Here is a 21,582-nt window from a genome sequence, read left to right as displayed (position 1 = left end):
CTGAAACGTGGTTCGCCCGAACAGGTTTTCGTCACGACCCGTCACGAAAAGGCGTGGTCAGGCGGGAGAGGTAGTCGCCCACAAGCGGTGAGCTGCTCGATAAGGTGGTGGACCTTTCGGCGATCACTGCTCATTGCTGAGTGGGACCACGTGACGCCCGGTGCCCCTTCCCGGCGTCCGCAACAGACAGGAGGCCTGATGGCGACGGTACCCGCGGGGCCGGACAGCGCCACGGTGCGCAAGGCGGCGTTCGCCAGCGCGGTGGGCAACACCATCGAGCTGTACGACTTTCTGATCTACGGCACCGCTGCGGCCGTGGTGTTCAACAAGCTGTTCTTCCCCGTCGGTGACCCGTGGGTCGGGTCCCTGCTCGCGTTCGCCACGTTCGGCGCAGGCTTCCTGGCGCGACCGCTGGGAGCGGGCGTGATCGGCCACTTCGGCGACGTGGTCGGGCGCAAGCTGATGCTGGTCATCACGCTGAGCGTGACCGGCGTGTGCACCGCGGCGATCGGACTGCTGCCGACCTACCAGCAGGTCGGGATCTGGGCGCCGGTGATGCTCGTGGTGCTGCGGCTGGTGCAGGGCTTCTTCCTCGGCGGCGAACAGGGCGGCGCTGTGCTGATGGCCGTCGAACACGCGCCGCCGCACCGGCACGGCTGGTACGGGGGATGGACCTTCCTAGGATCGCCGAGCGGCATGTTCCTGGCCACCGGCGCGTTCGCCGGCGCCACCGCGATCTCCGGGGACGCCATCCTCACCTGGGGCTGGCGGGTTCCGTTCCTGGTGAGCCTGGTGCTGGTGGGAGTGGGCCTGTACGTGCGGCTGCGGCTGGCCGAAAGCCCCGAGTTCGCGAAGATCCGGCAACGCGGCGAGCGCGCCCGGCTGCCCGTTGCCGAAGCGTTCTCCCACTCGTGGCGTCAGATCCTGCTGTCGGCCGGGGTGAACCTGGGGTTCAACACGTTCATCTTCATCCTGACGACGTTCCTGCTGACCTACGGCACCCAGAAGCTCGGCGTGACCCGCGACGTGATGCTGCTCGGAAGCCTGTGCGGGTCGGCGGCGCAGATCGCCGGGATCCTGCTGTTCTCGCACCTGTCCGACCGCATCGGCCGCACCCAGGTGATGCTCGGCGGCGGGATTTTCCTGGCGCTGTACGCGTTTCCGATGTTCTGGCTGCTGGACACTGCGAACCCGGCGCTGATCGTGCTGGCGATGACGCTGGGATATGCCGGTTCGGCGGCGGTTTTCGGGCCGATGGCGGCGTTCTGCGCCGAACTGTTCGCAACGAAGGTCCGCTACACCGGTGTTTCCCTGGGATACCAGAGCGGTTCGGTGTTGGGCGGCGGGTTGTCGCCGGTGGCGGCGACCGCGCTGCTCACGACCTCCGGCGGGGTGTCCTGGCCGATCGCGGCCTACCTGGTGATCGGGGCGCTGATCACGGTCACCTGCCTCGCCATCACGGGTGAACCGACCCGCTGGGCCCGCACGGACGAACCCGAACCCGCGACGACCTAATCGCTTGCTGGCAGGGAGGTTCTCCCTTTCTGCTGGACCAACCGTGCGCGATGATGACAGGAAGGTTCCCATGCTCCCGGCCCGGGACGCTGCCGTGACAGGAAGGTTCCCTTGCTCGCGTTGCCGGGTCACTCGCCGTAGAGCTGGTCGATGATGTCGGCGTACTTCTCGTGGATCACGCGGCGTTTGAGATTCAACGTCGGGGACAGCTCGCCGCCTTCGACACCCCACAACTGGTCGAGGGGAACCCGCGAGGCATTAACGCCAACGCTTCCGTTGCCCTGAATCCCACGGCCTTAGTTACCCAGGGGTGCTGGGGCGACGGGGAAGACGTCAAGGTCAGGTAGCCTCGGCGTCCAGCACCCCGACGTCACCGGTGCGCAGCCATCCGCCGGCGTCGGCGGCGGGCCTGATCGCCCCGTCGGGCTGCAGGTAGCCCGCGCATACCAGCGGACCGCGCACCAGTACTTCCCCGTCGGTGGCGGTGCGGACCTCGATGCCGGGCACGGCGCGGCCGACGGTGCCCGGGCGGTGGGTGCCCGCGTGGTTGGTTGTGACGCAGCCGGTGGTTTCCGTCATGCCCCAGAGCTCGAAGATGTCCAGGCCGATCGCGCCGAAGAACTCCAGCAGGGGGCCACGATCGGGGCGGGCCCCGCTGGCCGGCCACACGGCGTGGTCCAGCCCGATGCGGGCCCGCAGCCGGCGCAGCGCCTGCGGATCGGAGTGCCGCTCGGCCGGAACTTTCCGGGTCGCGGCGGCGAGCTTTCTCCCAAACCCTGGGCACGGCGAAGAAGAAGGTCGGCCGGGCGCGGACCAGCGCCGCGAGCATTCGGCCTTGATCGGCGCAGAAGCGCACGTGCGCGACATCGTGGATCGCCGCGTAGAGGCCGATCATCCGCTCCACGATGTGCGCCAGCGGCAGGTAGCACAGCCGCGGCGCGTGCCGCTCGGGCTTCGTGGCCTGGTGCAGCGCGGCCGCCGCGAAGCAGATGTTCAGGTGGGTGAGCACCACGCCTTTCTGCGCGCCTTTGGTTCCGGAGTTGTAGAGGATCGCGGCCGAGTGGTTCGGTTGGATCGCCGGCCACACCCGCTGCACCAGTTCGGGATCGTCGCGCAAGTGCTGCTCGCCGAGCCGCCACAGGCTTTCCCAGGTTCGGAACCGGTGATCGGCGGACACCATCGCCGCCTCGTCGAGCACCACGAGTTGCTCGATGGTGGACGTGTTGCGCAGCGACTTCGACCAGCGCCGCAACTGGTCGGCGCCCTCGAGCACGACCACCCGCGCCCTGCGGTGCTGGGTGATGTGGTGCGCCTGGTCCTGGCCGAGCGTGGGGTAGAGGGTGCTGGGCACCGCGCCGAAATGGGTGGCCGCGACGTCGATCAGCCAATGCCGGCGCGATTCGCCATCATGAGCAGCATCGTTTGGCCGCTTTGCAGGCCCATCGCCGCGAGCCCGGCGGCCAACGCGTGGACCTCGTGGTGCGCCTCGGCCCAGGTCCAGGTGCGTCCGTCGTCGGTAAGCGCCGGACGCTGCGGGAACGCCGCGGCGTTGCGCGAGAACAGTTGCGGGATGGTCGCTTCCAGCGCGGCGGTGGCCAGGCTTCCGAAACGCTCATTTGGCCCCCCTCGGCACCTTCGAAGTGGCGTGCGTCACGACGCGATGAAACCTCACCGGTGGCGTCGCTGACGAGCGTCCGAAAGCCGGAATCCGGTGGCGTGACCCGGTCAAATCAGACGTGATCGCGGATCACGTCGTTGACGGCCCGCTGGAATCCGTTCACCAGGACCTGGATGGTCAGCGGTCGCAGCTGGTCGGTCACGGCGCGGACCCGCTCGCGTTCGTCCTCCGGCCGGCCGCGCTCGACGTAGGGGCGCAGCACGTTCACGGCGAACAGCTCGCGCAGGTCGGCCGCGATCTGCGCGGTGTGCTGCTCGACGATCCCCTTGGCCTGCAACAGCATTTCCAGCGGCAGGTCGAGGGCCAGGATCTGCAACCCGACGCCCAGCATCGCCGGACTGGGCAGCCGGAGCCTCGCCGAGTCCGGAATCCGCTGCAGGATGCCGAGTTCGATGAGCTGCTCCACCAGCGCGTCGTCTAGGTGCCGGCCGGCGCGGCGGTCCAGCTCGTGCCGCTCCAGGTCTTCGGCGTGCTCGTCCGTCCACGGCGCGATCAGCGCGCGTTGCAGCGCGAGCTCGTCCGGCGAGGCGTCGGCCGGGATGCGCTCCAGGTGGCGCTCGATCGCCGACAGCGTGAAGCCGAGCGCCTGCAGTTCGCGGATCAGGTCGAGCCGGGCCAGGTGGTCGCCGCCGTAGAGGCCGAGCCGGCCCCGCAGCCGGGGCGGCGGCAGCAGGCCGCGCGAGGAGTAGAACCGGACGGTGCGCACGGTGACTCCGGCGCGGGCGGCCAGTTCGTCGATGGTGAGCTCTTCGTCCGCAGTTCGGAGCATGGCCGCAACGTTACTCCTCGATCGCTGTAACACCAACGGTGTCGCATCAATGCTGTGACCTGCGATTGTTCGGATTCCGGTGGTTGAAGGTTGATCACGGCGACTGACAGCAACGTAGCAGGTCAGCACGCATTTTCGTTGGCTTCGATTCCGGTTTCTGAAGGTGGCTGTTGGTCGCGGTCTGCCCCAAGACTTGCCCCAGCCGCCCCATGAATAACGGTAAGCGGTGGCGCTTGGCCAAGAGCCGCGATCACACGCGCCCTGACCGTTGGAGTCTGCTGTACGTACTCCCTGCTTTGCCTGATGTCTCCGTGCCCCATCACGTCAGCGAGCGCGAACACGTCCAGTCCGCCCTCTGCCGCACGCGTTGCGAACCCGCGCCGGGTTGCATACAGCGAAACGGCCGGAACCTCGGCCTTCTTCGATGCGAGCCGCACGCATGCTCCAACGCCGTCCGGGCGCATGGGCCGCCCTCGCTTAGACAGGAACACAAGCGCGCTCGCGCACTCAGTGCCGTCTGTGTGCTCTAGCCCGCATCCGTGCGTAAGGTTTCGGCCCTTGAGCTGGCGGTCGAGGATCTCGATTGCCTTGGGTGTCAACGGGACCGCACGAACGTCCTCGTCCTTCGGGAATGAGCGGATTACACGACGCCGTGCCACCAGGACCTCGCGCACCCACATCCAGCCGCGTTCCCGATCAACGTAGTTCGCGTGTAGGCCGCACAGTTCGCCGGGCCGAAGGCCGGTCTCTCCGCCGAAGTCGACGGCATCGCGGTAATCAGACCGTAGGTGCTCGCCCATCTTCTCAGCGTTTTCAGCGTCAAGATACGGCTTCGCCCGTTTCGATTTCTGGGCAGTTTGACCCCGACACAAGGGGAAGTCGTAAGGACGCCCGCATCCTTCGCGACGGTCATCGACGCCTGGAACACCGCGTAGATCCGGTGGACGTAGCTCGGCGCTGGTGGCCGACTGAGCTTCCAGCCGTCTACCCTGCCGTGCTCAAGATCGTTCACCCACTCCTGGACACCGTGCTCGGCGCTTCCCCTGGTGATGATCTGGTTCAGCGGAACCTTTCCCCATTTCGGCCGGAGATCGGCGGCACCTTCACCCGCGAGGGATACCGCCGCGGGCCGGGTGGCACGTCTACCCGTGCCACCGGTGGACCGGTTGCCTCGCAACGCCCGGTACTCGTCGGCGAGCACGGCCCCGAGCTACTGGTGCCGTCGGGTCCGGGCCGGATATTGCCGACACATCAAACCCGGCAACTGCTGGGGAAATCCGCGCCCGAGCGCGATCCCGCGCAACGGTCAACGGTCAACATCGGAACGTTCGTAGCGGCGCCCACCACCAGTCGCCCTACGACATCGCCGCCGATCTGGACTGGTTCGCGCGGTGGGGGTGGATAAATGACCGCGGGTGACCTGATCACCACCGACGGGCAAATCGAGTGGCGCGGCACCCTGCTCGGCGTCGACACCGCGTTCGGTCTGGTGCAGCTGGAAGGCTGGCAAGACCTGCCGGACATGCGCGACGGTGACGCCGAGCTGGCCAACTCCCACGGCTACCAGCCCGGTCAACTGCTGTCGGATCGGCGGATCATCACGCTGTCGTTCGAGCTCGGCGAAACCTCCGTCGCCGATTTCCGGGCCGCCGAGCTCGAACTACGGCGCATCACCGCACCCGATGAAAACCCCGCCGAGGAACCGCTTGTGGTGCAGTGGCAGGGCATCAAGGCGATGGTGATGGCGCGGTGCGTGCGCCGGCTGATTCCTACCTCGGTGGAGTACTACTACGGGCTTACGCGCGGCGCGATCCAGTGGCGCGCGACCAACCCGCGGTTGCTGCACCTGCCGCAGCAGTCGTTCACCACCAGCCCGCCGACCGCCGGCGGTGGTGGCCTGGTGTGGCCGCTGGTGTGGCCGCTGGTGTGGGGCACGGCGCAATCCGGCGGCGGGCTCGTCGTCACCAACGACGGCAACGCCCACGCACAACCGATTTGGCGCATCACCGGACCCTGCACGCGGCCGGTGATCCGCAACGCCGACACCGGCGCCGAGCTCGTATTTGATGAGACCTACACGCTGCCCGAAGGTCAAACCCTGGTGTTGACCACACAGGACAAGTCCGTGCTGCTGTCCACCGGCGTCAGCCGCAGCAACCGCTTGGAACGCCGGCAGTGGTTCACGCTGCCGCCCGGCGACACCCGCGTGCGCTTCGAAACCTCGGACGGCACCGGACAGCTCGAATGCCTCTACTACCACACGAGTTTCTGAGGGGGTTGCCGTGGCCGAACGCCATTCATGGGCCGTGCAGCAAGTCGCCGGCGCCGGACAGCAGACCGTCGAAGACGGCCGGATCACCGTCGCGGCGCTGGCCACGCCCAGCGGACAGATCACCTCCCGCACCGGGCTGTTTCCCGCGGCGTCCGCGCCCGGCGCGGTGACCGCGACCAGCCCGACCGCGAACGGTTTCGTGCACGTCGCCCCGTTCCGAGCCGTGGTGCAGTCCAGCCGCGGCGGCGGGGCCTACATCATGTGCTTGGACGCGGTGAAGGACATCAACGTGCTTGGCACGGCGCCCGCCGACGCGTCCAACCCACGTAACGACCTGATCGTGTTTCAGCAGTCCGACGCCTACTTCGGCGACGCGAATTCGGACATGGTCGTGCGGCACATCGTCGGCACCCCGGCCGCGACCCCCGTCGATCCGCCCGTCACCGGCAGCGCCGATTACATCGCGCGAGCGCGCATCGTGGTGCCCGCGAACGCCACCACGATCACCACCAGCAACATCACGAACTTCGACACGGCGCGGACTGTCGCCGCCGGCGGCATCCTGCCCGTCACCGACGCCACCGCCCGCAGCGGCGTGACCAACCCCTACGCCGGGCAGGCCGTGTACCGCTTGGACACCAAGCGCGTCGAGGTGCACGACGGCACCGACTGGCGGGTGCCGAGCATCCCTGTTGTGGCCGCCACGTCCGAGATCAGCAACCCGATCACGGGTCAGCTGATCATGTTGTCGTCAACGAACATCGTGCAACGCTGGACCGGCTCAGCGTGGGTGGACGCGTTCCCGATCGGCGGCACCCCCAACGCCACCCGCCATGAGGCGCGCTACTACCGCGCAACGACACAGCCGGCGCAGGGCATCCCCAACAACGCCGACCAGCGCGTGCACTTGCCCGACGCCGACTACATCAGCGATGACGTGTCGGTCGCCGCGGTGTCCGCCGGGACCGAATTCACCTTGAACCGCTCGGGACTGTGGCACCTGGCGGCCAACATCCGGTTTGTGCCGTCGGCGTCGGCGGCGGAACGGGCGGTCGCGATCGGCACCAGCCCCACAACAAGCCGCTACGGGCAGGCCGGCAGCGACCAAACCGGCGAGCCGGCGACCTTGAGCTGTTCGACTACGCGCCGGTTCACCGCCGGCGAAAAGGTGTCGGTGTGGGCGTTCCAGAACACCGGCGCCACATTGAACCTCGACCCGCTGGGCAACGGCATCAACTGCTCGTTGACATGGCTGCGGGGGTGAACGGGTGGCGCTCCCGGTCTACACGTACGCCATCGCCGACCTGCGCACTAACACCCTGTTGGAAGAACTGCCGCTGACGTCGGCGCGGTTCAACAAGCCCTTGAACGGCAGCGGCCGGTTCAGCGCCAGGTGGAAGCTGGACGAGCGGTCCGGGCATCTCGACCCGCACGACCTCACGATGCCCGCCCGCCGCGTCGTCTACGCGTTTCGGGACTCCCGGCCGATGTGGGGCGGAGTGCTCTGGTCCCGCGCCTACGATTCCGAGTCCGACACGGTGGAGATCGGCGCCGGCGAGTTCTGGTCGTACTTCGATCACCGCAAGGTCCTGCCGGTACTCCCGGGTTCACCAGGACTGACCACGGTGGCCGGGCTGGCGACCACCTACACCGGGCTCGATCAGAATGAGATCGCCCGCCGACTGGTTGCCCAGGCGCAGGCTCACACCGGCGGTGACCTCAAGATCGAGTTCGACGACTCGACGTCGAACACGCTGCGCGACCGCACCTACAACGGCTACGACCTGACCGATGTAGGTGAGGCACTGCGCAACCTGTCGAACGTCATCGACGGCCCCGACATGGTCTTCGACGTGCTGCCCAGCGCCACCGGCGCGCCGCGGCGCATCCTGCGCATCGGCACACCGTGGCTCGGCCAACAGGGCTCGTCGCACGTGTGGGAGCTCGGCGGCAACGCCATCCGCTACACCTGGCCCACCGACGGGACCCGCATGGCCACCCGCGCCTACGCCGTCGGTGAAGGCGTCGACCTGGGCACGCCCATCGCGGTAGCCGAGCAGGCCGAGCGCTACGCCCAGGGTTTCCCGGTGCTCGAGCTGGAACGCGACTACTCCGGCGCCGAGTCCGAGTCGACGTTGGCCGGCCACGCGCAAGCCGACCAGCAAGCCGCCCGCATGCCGGTCGTGCTGCCCACGATCGAAGTGCGCGGCGATATCCCACCGACCGCAGCCGACATCAACCGCGGCGACGACGGCTGGCTTGTCGTGCCGCCGGATCGGTTCCACCGCAACGGTTTCGAAGGCGCGGTCCGCGTGATCGACATGGAGTTCCGGCCGTCCATCGACGCCGAGCGCGTCACGTTGACGCTGGCGCCGCTGCTCGACGGCGTGGCGTAGAGGGGGGACACGTGGGACAGGTCAACCAACCGTCCAACCTGCTGGACCGCATCAAACGCGCGGAGCAGCAGATCCAGCGGCTGTGGAAGTCCGTGGGGTTGGCGTCGGCGACGATCAGCCGCGGCGGCTTGACGCTGCTACAGGACGCGTTCCTGCGGATGGTCGACGACAACCAAACCGAAGTCCTCTACATCGGACCGGACAACACCGGCAAACAGGTGCTCACCATCCGCCGCCGACTGGATGGCCGTAGAGCTGACCACGACCACATCGGGCACCGGCGTCATTGCCTGTCAGCCGCTCGGCTGCTATCTGCACCAAACCGCTTGAACCTCACCACCGGAGAGCCCCCAATGACCCCGGCCGACAACGGCGTAACGATCACGCTTTCCCAGATGTACGGAGAAATGCAAGCCATGCACGGCGAAGTCCGGGAAATGCGGACCGAGCTGCGCGCCGGGCTCGCGACCGTGTCCGACCACGAAACCCGGCTGCGCACCCTCGAACGCAAGGTGTGGGCCGCCGCCGGCGCGTCCGGGGTTCTCGGAGCGATCATCACCGCCCTCCTGGCCGCATACACCAAGAACTTCGGGATGTGATCGCATGTCCTGGCGCGTAGCGCGCTCGCTGGAAACCCTGCGCGAGCAGCTCAACACCGCATTCCCCGGCCGCAGCAAGGCATCCGACGGCAGCATCGGCGACGCCGCGCACGCCTCCCGCAGCAGTGACCACAACCCGTGGTGCGTGGTCGATGGCATTGGCGTGGTCACCGCCCGCGACTTCACCCACGACCCGGCCCACGGCATGGACATTGACCGGATCACCGACGAACTCGCCGCGAGCCGCGACCCGCGGATCAAATACCTCATCGCCAATGGGTTGATCCTCGACTCACGTCCGGGAAACAACCCGTGGAAGTGGACGCCCTACACCGGCGCGAACCCGCACCGCAAGCACTTCCACATCAGCGTGGTTCCCGAGCTGTGCGACGACGACCGCCCATGGACCCTGCCCAGTTTCAACACCAACACCGCACCGGACAGCCAGGAGGATGACGTGTCTTACGAAGACGCGAAGCGAGCGATCGTCGACGTGCTGTGGCGCGAACTGCACCCGTCGCGCGTAGCCGGATCCGAAGTCAAGCTCAGCATCGCGGACGCAGCCTTCAACGGCGACGCCTACGGCTTCCAGAATCGCGCCCTGCTCGCCGCCCAGTCCGAGGCGATCCGCACGCTGGCCGCCGCAGTCACCGGCAGCGAATTCGACGCCGACGAGCTGATCGCGCGCATCGGCGAAACCGTACGCACCACCATTGCAGACGCCACTGTGCAGGTGGACGTGAACGTGGCGCGGAGGGACACCAATGTCTGACCAGTTCCGTTCGTGGCTGCGGACCGTGGTGCCCGGCGCCTGGTCCACCCTCGTGGCCTATCTGGTCACCCTCGGCGCGCCCGAGTGGCTGACCGGCCCGCTTGGCGCGGCCGGTGACGTCCTGGTCGTGCCCGTCGTGCTCGGCGCCGTCTACGCGCTGCTGCGTGTCGTCGAACCGCACCTGCTCGCGTGGCTGACTCGGCTACTCCTGGGCTCCGCGAAGCCGCCCGTTTACACGCTGGACTCGCGCCGGGCCGCCGAGTAGCCTCGTCGCAGCCCGGCCGCTGCACGGCCGGGACCAAGCAGACTCCCCCGCATCCGTCCGGTTCGCCCGGTCGGATGCGGGGGCGATTTCGTCTTTCACGGTTCTACCTGCTCTCGAGCAGGGTGCGCGCGTGTGCGCGCAGGGCGTCGGCGAACTCGTGGCGCTCGTCCATGTCCACGCGGTGTAGGAGTCGGGCGGTGGCGTAGAGCTGCGCGACGCGCCCGGTCGGCGAGTCGAGGACGTCGCGGAAGATCGCCCGCACGTCGCGGTAGGTGGTGGGGGCGAGCACGCTGCAACACAGTAGGGTCGCCGCGTCGGTCCCGGCTGGGCCGCGTCCCCAGCCTTCCCAGTCCAGTAGCCCGAACTCGGGTTGGAGAAGGTTGTTCCAGTGCAGGTCGCTGTGGACGGTTTCCCACTGGCCGACGTGGGCGTCGAGCTGGTCGCCGAAGGCGCTGCGGATTCGGTGCGACACCCATTCCTGATTCGCGTGGATGCGGTGGGTGGGCGTGGCTGCCAGGGTGGCCAGTGTGCGCCGCAGCGCCGCCCACCACGCAGGGTCGAGGCGCAGGTGATTGGTGGGGGCATCGGTTGCCGAGCACGGTCGGCCCTGCAGTCGGGTTGCGAGCTCGGCGCGCTGCTGGCGTCCCTCGGCCCATTCGACCGTGTCGAGTACGCGCGGTCTCGGGATGCTGGGTGGAAGCGCGTTCGCGTCGGTGTTACCGGTCCAGAACTCGCCGTGTGCCCATTCCGGGAACTCGGAGACCACGCGCAGCCACCGGGCCGCGCCGTCGCCGTCGCGGGCGGGCGCGCCGATCGAGCGCAGCCGCCACCCGAATACCGGGTCGCCGGTCAGGGTCACCCCGAAGTGCGCGGCGGCGCGGTCGAGGTTGGCGCGCATCCACTCGGCGAACCGCCTGTCGGCATCGGCGACTTCGGCGTCGGTCGGCATCACTGGTCGACGATGTGCCGCAGGTAGCTGTCCGGGTTGGCCATGTATCGGCGCCAATGGTCGACGAGGTCGAGCTCATCCCACTTGACCCGCCGGGTGCCGTGCTCGCCGACTTCGATGATGTCCGCGCCGGGTGTGGCTGCCAGGATTGGCGAGTGCGTCGCGCACACCACCTGGGCGCCGCTTTCGCAGAGCTGGTGCATCAGCGCCACCAGCCGTAGACAGGACTCGAAGGACAGCGCCGCCTCGGGTTCGTCCATCACGTAGAACCCGCGATCTTGGAACATCGACCCGAACACCGTCAGGAAGCCCTCGCCGTGCGACATCGTTGAGGTGTCCTCGTCCCAGTACCCGTACATGCCGCTGACGGTGTTCATCAGTCCGAACGCGGTCTCGGCGCGAAGAAAGAACCCCTTGCGCCGCGACCGGGGACCGGACAACATCCGGCCTCCGGCGGGGGTGGTTTCCAACTTCAGCACATCACCCAACGGCGTTTTGGGCCGGTCGTTGACGTACTTGCGGCCTGCTCGTCCGCCGTGCGCATCCAGCTTGAAGGCCTCGGCGATGGCCTCGACTAGCGTGGACTTCCCGGACCCGTTCTCGCCGACGAGCATGGTCACCGGCGCCTCGAACGTCAGGCCGTGCTCGGCGAGCTCGGCCACGCAGGGCACCGTGTACGGCCAGGCGTCGAACGAGTCGGGTCGCAAGGCTTCGGGGATGAAGGCGCGGCGGACGAGCATTCAGCCTTTCCTATCGACGGTAGTCAGGTGCGCAGGCTCCGACCGGTAGGCAGTTGTTCGCCGGAACGCACGCCGGGCTGCACGACGGCCCGCATTGAGGGTCGCACATGTCTGGCACGCACGGTGCGCGCCGCGCGTCAAAGTGGACGCGCAGTGCCGCACCCGTCTCGGCCATCTGCGGACCGTCCAGGATTTCGGTGAGCGCACGATCACGCACGTTGCCCATCGGCATCCACCGGGAGAACACGCACGGCCACACCTCGCCCGTCGGCGAGACCGCGATCTTACCGTCGCCGCAGTGCCCGCACAGTTGATCGAGGCCCGCCTGTCCGGTACGCACTCCACGGCCGACCTGCCGCAGATGGTCGATGCCGATCTCGGTCACCCCGAGCTCGCGCAGCTCGGCGACGGCCTGGTCGCTACGCTGCCCGTCCCACAGGTTCACCACCCCGACCCGCAGCGGGATCGAACGGCGGATCGCCTCATGGATGTTGGCCTTGGTGCGCTCGTAGGTCGGACGTCGGGTGATCTCGGCGTGTTCGCCGGGGTCGGTGGAGTAGTACGACGTCGCCAGCCGCACACCCGGCTGCGCGAGCACCTCCCACAGGGCGGGTCTGATGTGCACCAGGTTCGAGAACACCTCGACCTCGACGTCGCGGTGCCGAGCGTGCTCGATCAACACTGGCAGAGACGGGTGTAGCGTCGGCTCACCGCCGATGAACTGCACCATGCGCGCACCGATGCCCACCGCCTGGTCGATCACGTGGCACCAGTCCGCCTCACTCATCTCCCCATGATCACCAGCGGGGCCCGATTCGGCATAGCACTGCACACACTCCAACTGACATTTGCCTGTGATCTCCAACCACACGAACGAAACTTGGTCCACAGCTTCCCTCTGATTTCGCCGCTTGCACTGTCGTTCGTTCCATGCGATGCCTTGTCTGGACACCGCTGATCGGGTACCCCGGCGCGCGGAGAACCGGTTGCGGCGCACTGCCGCGCGTCGATTCACATCAGCCACAGCAGGAATTTGGGGAGCTACCGCGCGCCGGGGCTTGGAACCGGACGGGTGGTGCACCGAGGGGCGGCACACCACCCGTCCGGGGCGGTTCGGTGCCGGTCGGGGATCACGGCACCGAGCCGGGTCTACAGGCTTTGCAGGGCGGCGAGCAGCCGCCGCAGCATTCCGGGGTGTCGTGCCATCGCTTCCCGGTCATCGACCGGCAAACCTGACTCGACCAGTGGCAGGTGCCGGGTTTCCTCGAGGGCGAGCGCATCGGCCAGATCGCCGCGCATGACGACCGGCTCGCGGAGCCGATGCCGGCCATGTCCGCGCGTCTCGGCCTCCACCCGCGCGACCAGATAGGCAACCGTTAATGCACCCTCGCCGCTACCGGCGTGCCGTGCCGGGGCGTAGTAGAACGTCGCCCACAGCGCGAGCCCGCCGACGCCGAGCAGGCCGCTTGCGATCAACGCGGCGATCATCGCTTTGCCTCCGATAGGTCGATGACAAGCGGTTTCTGCGCGGCCCCTTCGCCGCGCAGTGCGGCGGCTACCGTCGCGAGCTGGTCGCCGAGTTTCCGGATTTCGGCGTCGCTCCATCGACCGCGCTCAACGTCGTCGGCGGCGTAGCCGAGCATCAGGATCGTGGCGCGGATCATGCGCGCCTTACGGGCGTGATCGGTGCTCACGTTCATCGCGCACCCGCCATCGGGACACCGGCGAGCTTGTGTGCCTTGACGTTGCAGTCGGGGCACGTGTCCCACAGCCATGCGAGTTCGGTGTTATCGGCGATCAGCTGGTGGCCGCACAGCGTCGCCACGCATATTCCGGTGGGGTAGCCGCTGGTGGGCTTGGTGTCGGTGCTTGCGTGCCGTGCGCCGTCGGCCGGAACCCAACTGAACGGATGTGGTCGGTACATCACAACACCTCTCGTGAGGTCGTGGCGGGACCGGTGGATCCGGGGGGTGCTGCCCACCGGTCCCGCCTTCGGGGTGCCGTGCGCCGCGCTCGGGGACGCGTCGCTACAGGGCAAAGATCACGATCGGGCGAGTGATCCCCATGGGTGCCTCCCCGATAGGCTGCGGTGCGACTGGATCAAATGGAACACAAGCCACAATTGTGGATCTGATCCACATCTGCAATAGCCCAGATGGGCGATTAGCGATCTTTGGCGAGTGCCTACGATTGGTGCGTGACCCGATCCACGAGCGGAAGCCCGAAGGCTCGCACCCTGGGCGCTGAACTGCGCAGAGCTAGAGAAGCCGCGCATGTGGGCGTGCGTGAACTGGCGCGGCGGCTACAGAGAGCCCATGCATGGGTGAACCGCACCGAGAGTGGCGTTCGCGCTATCACGCCCGAAGACGTGACCGGTATCGCGGTCGCGCTCGGCCTGTCCACCTCTGAACGTGAACGGCTGGTCGAGTTGGCGCGGGAAGACGACGGCCCGAACTGGCTTCGAGCGGGCATACCCGGCGTTCATCAAGAACTCGTCACGCTCATCGAGTACGAGCGCACCGCGTCCAAAATCGTTGAGGCTGCGCCGCTACTGGTGCCGGGTCTGTTGCAAACCTCGGAGTACGCACGTGCTGTCATGTCGGGCACGCCAGGTCCGGACATGGAAACCCGCATCGCGATGCGAGCGAGCCGACGCGACATTCTGGTCAAACGGAACCCGCCTGCGTTCGAGGCCATCCTCATGGAGCGGGCGCTGGCCGACCCGATCGACGATCCAGAGGTGATGGTCGACCAACTGCGACACCTGCAGAAAGTCGCCGAGCTGCCCAACGTGACCCTTCGAGTTATCCCGTCGATGCTGAGGCAGTGGACGCCAGTCCACAGCGGACAGTTCATGATCTTCGAGTTCCCGAAGGCCGCGCCCATCGTGCATCTGGAGCACCTGGGATCAGCAGCGTTCCTGACAGCGGCCAACGTAGTGGACACCTACCAGGCCGCGCTGGGTACCCTCCGGCACGCGGCGATGAATCCCGAGGAGTCAGTCGAGTTCATCGCCGCGTGTGAAACGAAAACCGAGGAGAACATACAGTGACATACCAGCCCACTGGATGGCGCAAGTCTAGCCGGTCCAGCAACAACACAGCATGTGTCGAGGTCGGGCGTGTTGCCGATGGTGCCGCGGTGCGCGACACCAAGAACCGTGCCGCTGGATACTTCACCGCCAACCGCGAGAAGTGGTCGGCGTTCGTCGCCGCGATCAAGGGCGGCAGGTTCGACGCCTGACCCACAACAAAGAAGCGCCCGCCCGGTAGTCCTGGTACCGGGCGGGCGCTTCCGTTTTTGCGGTCACCACCGCCAGTAGTAGCGGCCGTGCGCTGTCCATTTGGTTGGGGCGTACTGGGAGATGTGGAAGGCCATGCCCTTGCCTTTGGCGATGAACTGGTCGCGGCGCAGCTTCTCCCGCAACACGCCGTCGTAGTGCCCGTTGTCGTCGAGCCACCGTTCGTACTGCTTTAGGCACGGCTGATTGGAGTGGTACGGGTTCGAGCACGGGGCGGGCGGGAACCAGAGCTGTTCGTGCCGGAAATGGATCACGGTGCCGGTGGACTCTTCCGTGATCGTGCCCTCGGCGATCAGGCACACGATCGACGTCGGCACCTGCCACGGCACGTAGTGCTGCCGGTCGCTGTCCGATGGCAGCGGGCGCCGGTTCGTGCAGTCGAGCCCATTGCCGATCATCTCCGAGTCGACGCGCTGCCGGTAGTACGTTCCGTTGTCCGACCACCCGTCCAACAGCACCCACTCGCCGGAGCTGATGAACCGCTCGGAAACGTCGGGCGGCCACGTGGCCGGGTCACCCCACGCGATGCGCGAGTCAACACCGCTGCTCTGCGGTTCCCACGTCCACTGATTCCGCCACCCGGCAGCATCGTGCATGTTCGCGTCTTCCGACCAGAACTGTCCGGCCGATCGCGTGCCGGCCATCGAGTAGTCCGCATACGTCTCGGCCGTGGCTGCGCTGGCCGTCGGCGTCCCGGCCAGCAGGGCGCCCACCACCAGGAGCATCCGCCCGAGTGTCCGCGCCGCCCTCATGAGGCACGCCCCGGCGACTGGTCGAGGAGCACCGCCGGGCGCGGCACCCATGGCTCACCGGCGATCGGCTCCCATGCCGTGACTCGCGGGCCGTTTCCGATACCGGCGATCAGACGCCCGACATCGGTGCGCGCGAGGTGGCCTGCTGCGGCTTGCCACGTCGGGTATGCCCGGCGGCTGACGCGCTCGATGCCGAACCGCGGCGGCCGGTCCACGGTGCTCGGTTGCCAGGTGAGCAGCCAACGCCACCCGTCCGACTGGTGCATGAGCCACCCGGCGTACTGGCCGCGGTACATCAGGAGGTAGCCGTGCTGGAAGTCACGGCCGCGGATGCGGGCGGCCGTCCAGCCATTGGCGGTGACGTGCTGCGGCTCTGGCTCGCGAAACCGGCGGCTCATCGCACACCCCCGAACCGGCGCAGCACCAGCAGCGCTCCGGTGCCCATGACGACGCCGAGGCTCCACCCGGCCACGGCCGAGATCACGCGCGCTTGGTCCGCGGCGACGATGGTCAACAGGGCGCACGCCAGCTCAGGACCGAAGTGCAACAGCATGGCCGCCGCCATGACGATGACGACGACGCAGCCGTAAGCGACCGCGATCAGAAGTTCGAGTCGCGCGCTCATCGGATCACCACCGGCGGCTCCGGCGCGGGCACCGGTGCGGCAGGCTTGGTCGGCAGCAGCGGTAGCTCGATGTGCCGGTCGGGAGCAGGGACGGCATCGCCAAGACCAGGGCCACTGCGGAGGTGAGGGAGAGGACCAAGCACGCGGCTCGGCGCATGCCTGGTATCTGGTGAAGCATGTCTGCCCCAAATCTGCCCCAAACGTAGGGGCTTTCGGGCAGGTCAAGGCCTTGACTGCCGTAACACCAACGGTGTAACACTAGATTCGTCGCAATGCTTGTGATGCGCGGCACAGGCTGCGGAGAGGTGTGGCGTGACAGGTACAGGCGGGCCGCTGGCCGGGATCAAAGTCGTCGAACTCGCAGGGATCGGGCCCGCCCCGTTCTGCGCAATGCTGCTGGCCGACCTCGGTGCCGACGTGGTGCGGGTGGACCGGCCCACCGCCGTCGGCGGCAAGACCGATCTGCTCAACCGCGGCAAGCGCTCCGTGCAGGTGGACCTGAAGCACGAGCGCGGCGCGGAGGCGGTGCTGGCGCTGGTCGAGCAGGCGGACGTGCTGCTGGAAGGGTTGCGTCCCGGCGTCACCGAACGCCTCGGGGTGGGGCCGGAGCAGTGCTGGGCCGTCAACCCGAAGCTGGTCTACGGGCGCATGACCGGCTGGGGGCAGCAGGGGCCGTTGGCGTCCACCGCCGGGCACGACATCGACTACATCTCGCTGACCGGCATGCTGCACGCCATCGGCCGAAAGGGTGGTCCGCCGCAGGTCCCGGCGAACCTGCTCGGCGATTTCGGCGGCGGCGCGATGTACCTCGCGGTCGGCGTCCTCGCCGCGCTGCTGGAGGCCCGCACCAGCGGCCGCGGCCAGGTCGTGGACGCGGCCATTGTGGACGGTGCGGCGCACCTGGGGACCATGCTGTTCGGGTTACTGGCCAACGGCGGTTGGCGCACCGAGCGCGGCACGAACCTGCTGGACAGCGGAGCCCCGTTCTACGACGTCTACGAAACCTCGGACGGCGAGCACGTTTCCGTCGGCGCGCTGGAACCGCAATTCTACGCCGAACTGCTGGACCGGCTGGGCCTGGCGGGCGAGGTGCCAGACCGCGACGACCCGGCGAACTGGCCGGAGCTGAGGGGACGGTTCGCCGCGACCTTCCGGCAGCGCACCCGGCAGGAGTGGGCGGAGGTGTTCGCGGACTCCGACGCGTGCGTCGCCCCGGTGCTCTCCATGTCCGAAGCCGAAGTCCACCCCCACATGTCGGCCCGCGAAACCCTCGTCCGGCGAGACGGCGCCCTGCAACCGGCGCCCGCGCCGCGGTTCAGCCGGACCCCCAACCCGCCGCCCGGACCGGTGGCCGAGCCCGGCGCCGACACCGAAGCCGTGCTGCGGGACTGGAAGATCCCGTCCGAACTGCTCGGCTCCGGCGCATTCGGTCTGGGGAAGCCATGAACGTCTCCGCCCCGGCAGCGCGCCGACCGGGCGGGGGGTGGCAGGAAGGTCCCCTTCCTCGCACCGGCCCCCACCCGCGCCCCAGGCGTGCCCGCGGCTGGACCAGGCCGGTCGGTGACAGGAAGGTTCCCATGCTCTCGCCGCACCGGGGCTGGGGTGACAGGAAGGTTCCCTTCCTCGCACGACCGGCGCGAGCACCGAAAGATCAGGAGGCGTCAACCGATGCGCAGGGAGTTGTTCGAGCCCGAACACGAGGCGTTCCGCGAGACGGTTCGCACCTTCGTCAACAAGGAACTGGTGCCGCACATCAAGGAGTGGGAGACCGCCGGGGTGGTCAGCCGCGAGGCGTGGCTGGCGGCCGGATCGCAGGGGCTGCTGGGCTTCGCCGTTGACGAGCAGTACGGCGGCGGTGGCGTCGACGACTTCCGGTTCAACGTGGTCTTCGACGAGGAACTCGTCAACGCGGGCATCTCCGGCTTCGGTTCCCTGCTGCACAACGACATCATCGCGCCCTACCTGATGGCGCTTGCCGACGAAGAGCAGAAGCAGCGCTGGCTGCCCGGGTTCTGCCGGGGCGAGATCATCACCGCGATCGCCATGACTGAGCCGGGCGCGGGCAGCGACCTCCAGGGCATCCGCACCACCGCGGTGCGCGACGTTGGGGGCGCCTCCCGCTCGAGCGAAGCCGCGAGTGGGGGAGACTTCATCCTCAACGGGCAGAAGACCTTCATCAGCAACGGCATCCTCGCGGACCTGGTGATCGTGGTGGCCCGCACCGACCCGGACGCCGGACATCAGGGCATCAGCCTGCTGGTCGTGGAGCGCGGCATGCCGGGCTTCGAACGCGGCCGCAACCTCGACAAGATCGGCCTGAAGTCGCAGGACACCGCGGAACTGTTCTTCAACGACGTGCGGGTGCCGGCGCGCAACCTGCTCGGCGAGGAAGGCCAGGGCTTCATCTACCTGATGCAGAACCTGCCGCAGGAGCGGCTGTCGATCGCGGTGGCCTCGGCCGCCACCGCCGAGAAAGTCCTGTCGATCACCAAGGACTACTGCCGCGACCGCACCGCTTTCGCCCGCCCGATCGGCAAGTTCCAGCACATCCGCTTCGAGCTGGCGGAGATGGCCACCGAGGTCGAGATCGGCCGGGTGTTCACCGATCGTTGCATCATGGACCACGTTCGCGGTGAACTGGACGTCGAGCACGCCGCGATGGCCAAGTGGTGGCTCAGCGAGTTGAACAAGCGGGTCGTGGACCGCTGCCTGCAGCTGCACGGCGGCTACGGCTACATGACGGAATACCCGGTCGCCAAGGCGTATCTGGATTCCCGGAGCCAGACGATCTACGGCGGCACCACCGAGATCATGAAGGAGATCATCGGGCGGTCGATGGGATTCTGACGGTCGTGAGCGCCGCCGCGCTCACGAGAGAGGCAGGGCGCCATGGATTGGATCGTCGCTCCCGACGGTGCCGGGCGCGCACTGCCCGACGTCCTCCCGTCGCTGCTCGGCGCGATGGGCGTGACCGGGTTCGCCGACACCATCGGGTTCCCGGCCTGCCGCACCGCCGGGGTGCTGCTGATCGACGGTCTCGGCCGGGACCTGCTGCAGGAGCACGCCGGGGACGCGCCGTTCATGGCTAGCCTGCTGACGACGCCACCGCTGAAGGCGGGTTTCCCGACGACGACGGTCACCAGCATCACCTCGCTGGGCACCGGCCGGTGCGCGGGCGAGCACGGTCTCGTCGGCTACAGCTTCGCCGAGCCGTCGGGCGGCCTGTTGCATCCGCTGAGCTGGGGAACGCACGGCACGGTCGGCGATTCCACCGGAGGCCGTCGAAGTCTGCTCGACCAGTGGCCGCCGGAGCAGGTGCAACCGACGCCGACGGTGCTGGAACGGGCGGTCGCGGCGGGCGTCGAAGTCCGGACCGCCGTGCCGGCGGAGTTCAAGAACACGGGGCTGACCAGGGCAGCGTTTCGCGGCGGGGATTTCCGGGGCTTGCGGGCCCTGGGCGATCTCGCAGCCGAGCTGCTCGCCGCGCTGAGTGCCGGCGGCCCGGCGCTGAGCTACGGCTACCACGGTCATCTCGACCTGCTCGGGCATGTGCACGGCCCGGGCTCGTTGCCCTGGCGCCTGCAACTGACCGTGCTCGACCGGCTGGTTGCGACGCTGGCCGAGCGGCTCCCGCCGGGCGCGGTGCTGGCCGTGATCGCCGACCACGGCATGGTCCAGGTCGACCCGGTTGAGGCAATCGATGCAGACACCGACCCGGCGCTGCAAGCCGGTGTGCGGTTGCTGGGCGGCGAAGTCCGTGCCCGCCACGTCTACGTCGAGCCCGGTGCGCTGGCCGATGTGCATGCCGCGTGGTGGGAGACGATCGGCGACCGGGGCGTGGTGCTCACCGGCGAGCAGGCTATCGACGAGGGCTGGTTCGGTCCCGTGGTGGCCGATTCGGTGCGCCCGCGCATCGGGGACGTGCTGGCGATCATGCGCGATTCCGGGGTGATCCGGTCGGTGGTCGAGCCAGGCGAGTCCGCGCTGCGCGGGCACCACGGGTCGCTCACCTCGGCCGAGCAGTTGGTGCCGGTGCTCGTGCTGGGCGGGTGAGGGTCGATGTGCGACGAAGGGCTGTTCGGGCCGCAAACCGTGACCTGGCAGCTGCACGCCGATCCGGCGATGTGGGTCGCCGGCATCTGCAGCCTCTACCTGCAGGCGCTGCATCCCCGCGTGGTGGCGGCGGTCGTGCAGAACTCCCGGTTCCGGGAAGACCCTCTGGGCCGCCTGATGCGCACGGGGAACTTCGTCGCCACGACGACCTACGGCACCACGACGGAAGCCGAGTCCGCTGCCGAACGGGTCCGCCGGGTACACCGCACGCTCCGCGCGACTGATCCGCGCACCGGCGCCGAGATCCGCCTGGACGATCCTGACCTGCTGCGCTGGGTGCATTGCGCCGAGGTCGCCTCGTTCGCAAGCGTGGTTCGGCGCGCGGGATTCCCGCTGACCGAAGCGCAACTCGACCGGTACTTCGAAGAACAGCGCCGGGCCGCCGCGCTGGTCGGGCTCGACCCCGCGGAGGTGCCCGGATCGAGCCGCGAGATGGCTGAGTACTTCGACCAGGTCCGGCCCGAACTGCGGCGGACGGATGATTCGGACCTGGTCTACCGGTTCCTGCACCAGCCGTTCGCGCCATGGTGGCTGCTGCCGGTGAACCTCGGCTACCTGCCCCTCGGGCACCTCGCGTACTCGGTGCTGCCGGGGTGGGCGCGGAAGCTCCACGGCCGCCCGGCGTATCCGGTCCCGGTGGTCGCGGCCGGGCTGTGCGGGTTCCGCGCGGCGGGGCTGGCGGTCCCGGACCAGCTGCGCTTCCGCTATCCGGGAGACCACGTGCAGCGCGCGGTGGACCGCCTGGGCAAGACGGCCCTGCCGTCGATCAAAGCCCTCGCCCACCTGTGAAGCCCACCGCCGACGACTGGCCGAGCTACGTGCCGTCAGTTGTAAGC

The 21,582-nt window shown here is 68.2% G+C and carries 25 protein-coding genes and 1 pseudogene; 13 read left to right on the top strand and 13 right to left on the bottom strand.

Annotation, left to right across the window (positions count from 1 at the left end; genetic code table 11):
• Positions 1-198 precede the first annotated feature (198 nt).
• A complete protein-coding gene (locus ACRXBZ_RS14005; RefSeq protein WP_433879507.1) occupies positions 199-1,515 on the top strand; it encodes an MFS transporter in 1,317 nt (438 codons plus the stop codon).
• A 339-nt stretch (positions 1,516-1,854) separates the two neighbouring features.
• On the opposite strand, the gene ACRXBZ_RS14000 is transcribed toward ACRXBZ_RS14005, so the two are convergent.
• The 4 genes and pseudogenes from ACRXBZ_RS14000 to ACRXBZ_RS13985 all read right to left on the bottom strand — a co-directional run bounded on the left by ACRXBZ_RS14000 (position 1,855) and on the right by ACRXBZ_RS13985 (position 4,834).
• Positions 1,855-2,382 (bottom strand): AMP-binding protein, encoded by a 528-nt coding sequence (locus ACRXBZ_RS14000; RefSeq protein WP_433879506.1) that lies wholly within the window; start codon positions 2,380-2,382, stop codon positions 1,855-1,857.
• Positions 2,291-2,866, bottom strand: a pseudogene (locus ACRXBZ_RS13995) (AMP-binding protein); the annotation flags it as partial. The gene ACRXBZ_RS14000 and the pseudogene ACRXBZ_RS13995, both read right to left, overlap by 92 nt.
• Positions 2,867-3,245: 379 nt before the next feature.
• Positions 3,246-3,962: a MerR family transcriptional regulator gene (locus ACRXBZ_RS13990; RefSeq protein WP_433879505.1), complete on the bottom strand. Its 717-nt coding sequence runs from the start codon at positions 3,960-3,962 to the stop codon at positions 3,246-3,248.
• A 122-nt stretch (positions 3,963-4,084) separates the two neighbouring features.
• A complete protein-coding gene (locus ACRXBZ_RS13985; RefSeq protein WP_433879504.1) occupies positions 4,085-4,834 on the bottom strand; it encodes a site-specific integrase in 750 nt (249 codons plus the stop codon).
• A 533-nt stretch (positions 4,835-5,367) separates the two neighbouring features.
• Here ACRXBZ_RS13985 and ACRXBZ_RS13980 point away from each other — a divergent pair.
• The 6 genes from ACRXBZ_RS13980 to ACRXBZ_RS13955 are packed head-to-tail and all read left to right on the top strand — an operon-like array spanning position 5,368 to position 10,266.
• Positions 5,368-6,234, top strand: coding sequence for a phage distal tail protein (locus tag ACRXBZ_RS13980; protein ID WP_433879503.1), 867 nt, complete (start codon positions 5,368-5,370; stop codon positions 6,232-6,234).
• A gap of 10 nt (positions 6,235-6,244) precedes the next feature.
• Positions 6,245-7,498, top strand: a complete 1,254-nt coding sequence (locus tag ACRXBZ_RS13975; RefSeq protein ID WP_433879502.1) for a hypothetical protein — start codon at positions 6,245-6,247, stop codon at positions 7,496-7,498.
• Between the two features lie 4 nt (positions 7,499-7,502).
• Positions 7,503-8,630: a hypothetical protein gene (locus ACRXBZ_RS13970; RefSeq protein ID WP_433879501.1), complete on the top strand. Its 1,128-nt coding sequence runs from the start codon at positions 7,503-7,505 to the stop codon at positions 8,628-8,630.
• Between the two features lie 11 nt (positions 8,631-8,641).
• The gene (locus ACRXBZ_RS13965) at positions 8,642-9,229 is read left to right on the top strand and encodes a hypothetical protein (RefSeq protein ID WP_433879500.1); all 588 of its coding nucleotides are present in this window, start codon (positions 8,642-8,644) and stop codon (positions 9,227-9,229) included.
• Between the two features lie 4 nt (positions 9,230-9,233).
• Positions 9,234-10,001, top strand: a complete 768-nt coding sequence (locus ACRXBZ_RS13960) for a hypothetical protein (RefSeq protein ID WP_433879499.1) — start codon at positions 9,234-9,236, stop codon at positions 9,999-10,001.
• On the top strand, positions 9,994-10,266 hold the full coding sequence (locus tag ACRXBZ_RS13955; protein ID WP_433879498.1) for a hypothetical protein: 273 nt from the start codon (positions 9,994-9,996) through the stop codon (positions 10,264-10,266). Before ACRXBZ_RS13960 ends, ACRXBZ_RS13955 begins: the two co-directional genes overlap by 8 nt.
• Before the next feature lie 103 nt (positions 10,267-10,369).
• Here the strand turns inward: ACRXBZ_RS13955 and ACRXBZ_RS13950 are convergent, their stop codons facing one another.
• The 6 genes from ACRXBZ_RS13950 to ACRXBZ_RS13925 all read right to left on the bottom strand — a co-directional run bounded on the left by ACRXBZ_RS13950 (position 10,370) and on the right by ACRXBZ_RS13925 (position 13,879).
• Positions 10,370-11,215 carry an aminoglycoside phosphotransferase gene (locus ACRXBZ_RS13950; protein WP_433879497.1) on the bottom strand — a complete coding sequence of 282 codons (846 nt, stop codon included), beginning with the start codon at positions 11,213-11,215 and terminating at the stop codon, positions 10,370-10,372.
• The gene (locus tag ACRXBZ_RS13945) at positions 11,215-11,955 is read right to left on the bottom strand and encodes an AAA family ATPase (RefSeq protein WP_433879496.1); all 741 of its coding nucleotides are present in this window, start codon (positions 11,953-11,955) and stop codon (positions 11,215-11,217) included. The genes ACRXBZ_RS13950 and ACRXBZ_RS13945 overlap by 1 nt, the downstream gene beginning before the upstream one ends.
• Before the next feature lie 10 nt (positions 11,956-11,965).
• The gene (locus ACRXBZ_RS13940; protein WP_433883872.1) at positions 11,966-12,826 is read right to left on the bottom strand and encodes a radical SAM/SPASM domain-containing protein; all 861 of its coding nucleotides are present in this window, start codon (positions 12,824-12,826) and stop codon (positions 11,966-11,968) included.
• 278 nt (positions 12,827-13,104) lie between these two features.
• A complete protein-coding gene (locus ACRXBZ_RS13935) occupies positions 13,105-13,443 on the bottom strand; it encodes a hypothetical protein (protein WP_433879495.1) in 339 nt (112 codons plus the stop codon).
• Complete coding sequence (locus tag ACRXBZ_RS13930; RefSeq protein WP_433879494.1) at positions 13,440-13,649, bottom strand: hypothetical protein; 210 nt, start codon at positions 13,647-13,649, stop codon at positions 13,440-13,442. Before ACRXBZ_RS13930 ends, ACRXBZ_RS13935 begins: the two co-directional genes overlap by 4 nt.
• Positions 13,650-13,651: 2 nt before the next feature.
• Positions 13,652-13,879 (bottom strand): HC3 family zinc finger protein, encoded by a 228-nt coding sequence (locus tag ACRXBZ_RS13925; RefSeq protein WP_433879493.1) that lies wholly within the window; start codon positions 13,877-13,879, stop codon positions 13,652-13,654.
• A gap of 273 nt (positions 13,880-14,152) precedes the next feature.
• Here ACRXBZ_RS13925 and ACRXBZ_RS13920 point away from each other — a divergent pair, with 273 nt between their 5' ends.
• A complete protein-coding gene (locus ACRXBZ_RS13920) occupies positions 14,153-15,007 on the top strand; it encodes a helix-turn-helix domain-containing protein (RefSeq protein WP_433879492.1) in 855 nt (284 codons plus the stop codon).
• Positions 15,004-15,198, top strand: coding sequence for a DUF397 domain-containing protein (locus tag ACRXBZ_RS13915; protein WP_433879491.1), 195 nt, complete (start codon positions 15,004-15,006; stop codon positions 15,196-15,198). The genes ACRXBZ_RS13920 and ACRXBZ_RS13915 overlap by 4 nt, the downstream gene beginning before the upstream one ends.
• A 63-nt stretch (positions 15,199-15,261) precedes the next feature.
• Here ACRXBZ_RS13915 and ACRXBZ_RS13910 read toward each other — a convergent pair whose 3' ends face one another.
• From ACRXBZ_RS13910 to ACRXBZ_RS13900, 3 genes are read right to left on the bottom strand one after another with little or no spacing between them, the layout of a single operon-like run.
• Entirely contained in the window at positions 15,262-16,008 is a 747-nt protein-coding gene (locus tag ACRXBZ_RS13910; RefSeq protein WP_433879490.1) for a hypothetical protein, read from the bottom strand.
• Entirely contained in the window at positions 16,005-16,406 is a 402-nt protein-coding gene (locus ACRXBZ_RS13905) for a hypothetical protein (RefSeq protein ID WP_433879489.1), read from the bottom strand. The genes ACRXBZ_RS13910 and ACRXBZ_RS13905 overlap by 4 nt, the downstream gene beginning before the upstream one ends.
• Positions 16,403-16,633, bottom strand: a complete 231-nt coding sequence (locus tag ACRXBZ_RS13900; protein WP_433879488.1) for a hypothetical protein — start codon at positions 16,631-16,633, stop codon at positions 16,403-16,405. The genes ACRXBZ_RS13905 and ACRXBZ_RS13900 overlap by 4 nt, the downstream gene beginning before the upstream one ends.
• A 312-nt stretch (positions 16,634-16,945) precedes the next feature.
• On the opposite strand from ACRXBZ_RS13900, the gene ACRXBZ_RS13895 reads away from it, so the two are divergent.
• From ACRXBZ_RS13895 to ACRXBZ_RS13880, 4 genes are all read left to right on the top strand, one after another.
• A complete protein-coding gene (locus ACRXBZ_RS13895; protein ID WP_433879487.1) occupies positions 16,946-18,079 on the top strand; it encodes a CaiB/BaiF CoA transferase family protein in 1,134 nt (377 codons plus the stop codon).
• 222 nt (positions 18,080-18,301) lie between these two features.
• On the top strand, positions 18,302-19,480 hold the full coding sequence (locus tag ACRXBZ_RS13890; protein WP_433879486.1) for an acyl-CoA dehydrogenase family protein: 1,179 nt from the start codon (positions 18,302-18,304) through the stop codon (positions 19,478-19,480).
• 42 nt (positions 19,481-19,522) lie between these two features.
• Complete coding sequence (locus tag ACRXBZ_RS13885; RefSeq protein ID WP_168585176.1) at positions 19,523-20,686, top strand: alkaline phosphatase family protein; 1,164 nt, start codon at positions 19,523-19,525, stop codon at positions 20,684-20,686.
• Positions 20,687-20,692: 6 nt separating this feature from the next.
• Positions 20,693-21,535 (top strand): oxygenase MpaB family protein, encoded by an 843-nt coding sequence (locus ACRXBZ_RS13880; RefSeq protein WP_433879485.1) that lies wholly within the window; start codon positions 20,693-20,695, stop codon positions 21,533-21,535.
• The last annotated feature ends 47 nt before the right edge of the window (positions 21,536-21,582 follow it).

It is taken from the genome of Saccharopolyspora hattusasensis (genome assembly GCF_050972075.1).
Taxonomy (GTDB): Bacteria; Actinomycetota; Actinomycetes; order Mycobacteriales; family Pseudonocardiaceae; genus Saccharopolyspora; species Saccharopolyspora hattusasensis.
The sequence above is the reverse complement of the archived record's forward strand: the minus strand, read 5'-3'. Positions and strand labels throughout refer to the sequence as shown.

What these genes read in the sequence shown, in the direction of transcription:
- ACRXBZ_RS14005 (WP_433879507.1), top strand. Translation starts at nt 199, where the DNA reads ATGGCGACGGTACCCGCGGGGCCGGACAGCGCCACGGTGCGCAAGGCG.
- ACRXBZ_RS14000 (WP_433879506.1), bottom strand. Translation starts at nt 2,382, where the DNA reads ATGTCGCGCACGTGCGCTTCTGCGCCGATCAAGGCCGAATGCTCGCGG.
- ACRXBZ_RS13990 (WP_433879505.1), bottom strand. Translation starts at nt 3,962, where the DNA reads ATGCTCCGAACTGCGGACGAAGAGCTCACCATCGACGAACTGGCCGCC.
- ACRXBZ_RS13980 (WP_433879503.1), top strand. Translation starts at nt 5,368, where the DNA reads ATGACCGCGGGTGACCTGATCACCACCGACGGGCAAATCGAGTGGCGC.
- ACRXBZ_RS13960 (WP_433879499.1), top strand. Translation starts at nt 9,234, where the DNA reads ATGTCCTGGCGCGTAGCGCGCTCGCTGGAAACCCTGCGCGAGCAGCTC.
- ACRXBZ_RS13955 (WP_433879498.1), top strand. Translation starts at nt 9,994, where the DNA reads ATGTCTGACCAGTTCCGTTCGTGGCTGCGGACCGTGGTGCCCGGCGCC.
- ACRXBZ_RS13950 (WP_433879497.1), bottom strand. Translation starts at nt 11,215, where the DNA reads ATGCCGACCGACGCCGAAGTCGCCGATGCCGACAGGCGGTTCGCCGAG.
- ACRXBZ_RS13945 (WP_433879496.1), bottom strand. Translation starts at nt 11,955, where the DNA reads ATGCTCGTCCGCCGCGCCTTCATCCCCGAAGCCTTGCGACCCGACTCG.
- ACRXBZ_RS13935 (WP_433879495.1), bottom strand. Translation starts at nt 13,443, where the DNA reads ATGATCGCCGCGTTGATCGCAAGCGGCCTGCTCGGCGTCGGCGGGCTC.
- ACRXBZ_RS13925 (WP_433879493.1), bottom strand. Translation starts at nt 13,879, where the DNA reads ATGTACCGACCACATCCGTTCAGTTGGGTTCCGGCCGACGGCGCACGG.
- ACRXBZ_RS13910 (WP_433879490.1), bottom strand. Translation starts at nt 16,008, where the DNA reads ATGAGGGCGGCGCGGACACTCGGGCGGATGCTCCTGGTGGTGGGCGCC.
- ACRXBZ_RS13905 (WP_433879489.1), bottom strand. Translation starts at nt 16,406, where the DNA reads ATGAGCCGCCGGTTTCGCGAGCCAGAGCCGCAGCACGTCACCGCCAAT.
- ACRXBZ_RS13900 (WP_433879488.1), bottom strand. Translation starts at nt 16,633, where the DNA reads ATGAGCGCGCGACTCGAACTTCTGATCGCGGTCGCTTACGGCTGCGTC.
- ACRXBZ_RS13890 (WP_433879486.1), top strand. Translation starts at nt 18,302, where the DNA reads ATGCGCAGGGAGTTGTTCGAGCCCGAACACGAGGCGTTCCGCGAGACG.
- ACRXBZ_RS13885 (WP_168585176.1), top strand. Translation starts at nt 19,523, where the DNA reads ATGGATTGGATCGTCGCTCCCGACGGTGCCGGGCGCGCACTGCCCGAC.
- ACRXBZ_RS13880 (WP_433879485.1), top strand. Translation starts at nt 20,693, where the DNA reads ATGTGCGACGAAGGGCTGTTCGGGCCGCAAACCGTGACCTGGCAGCTG.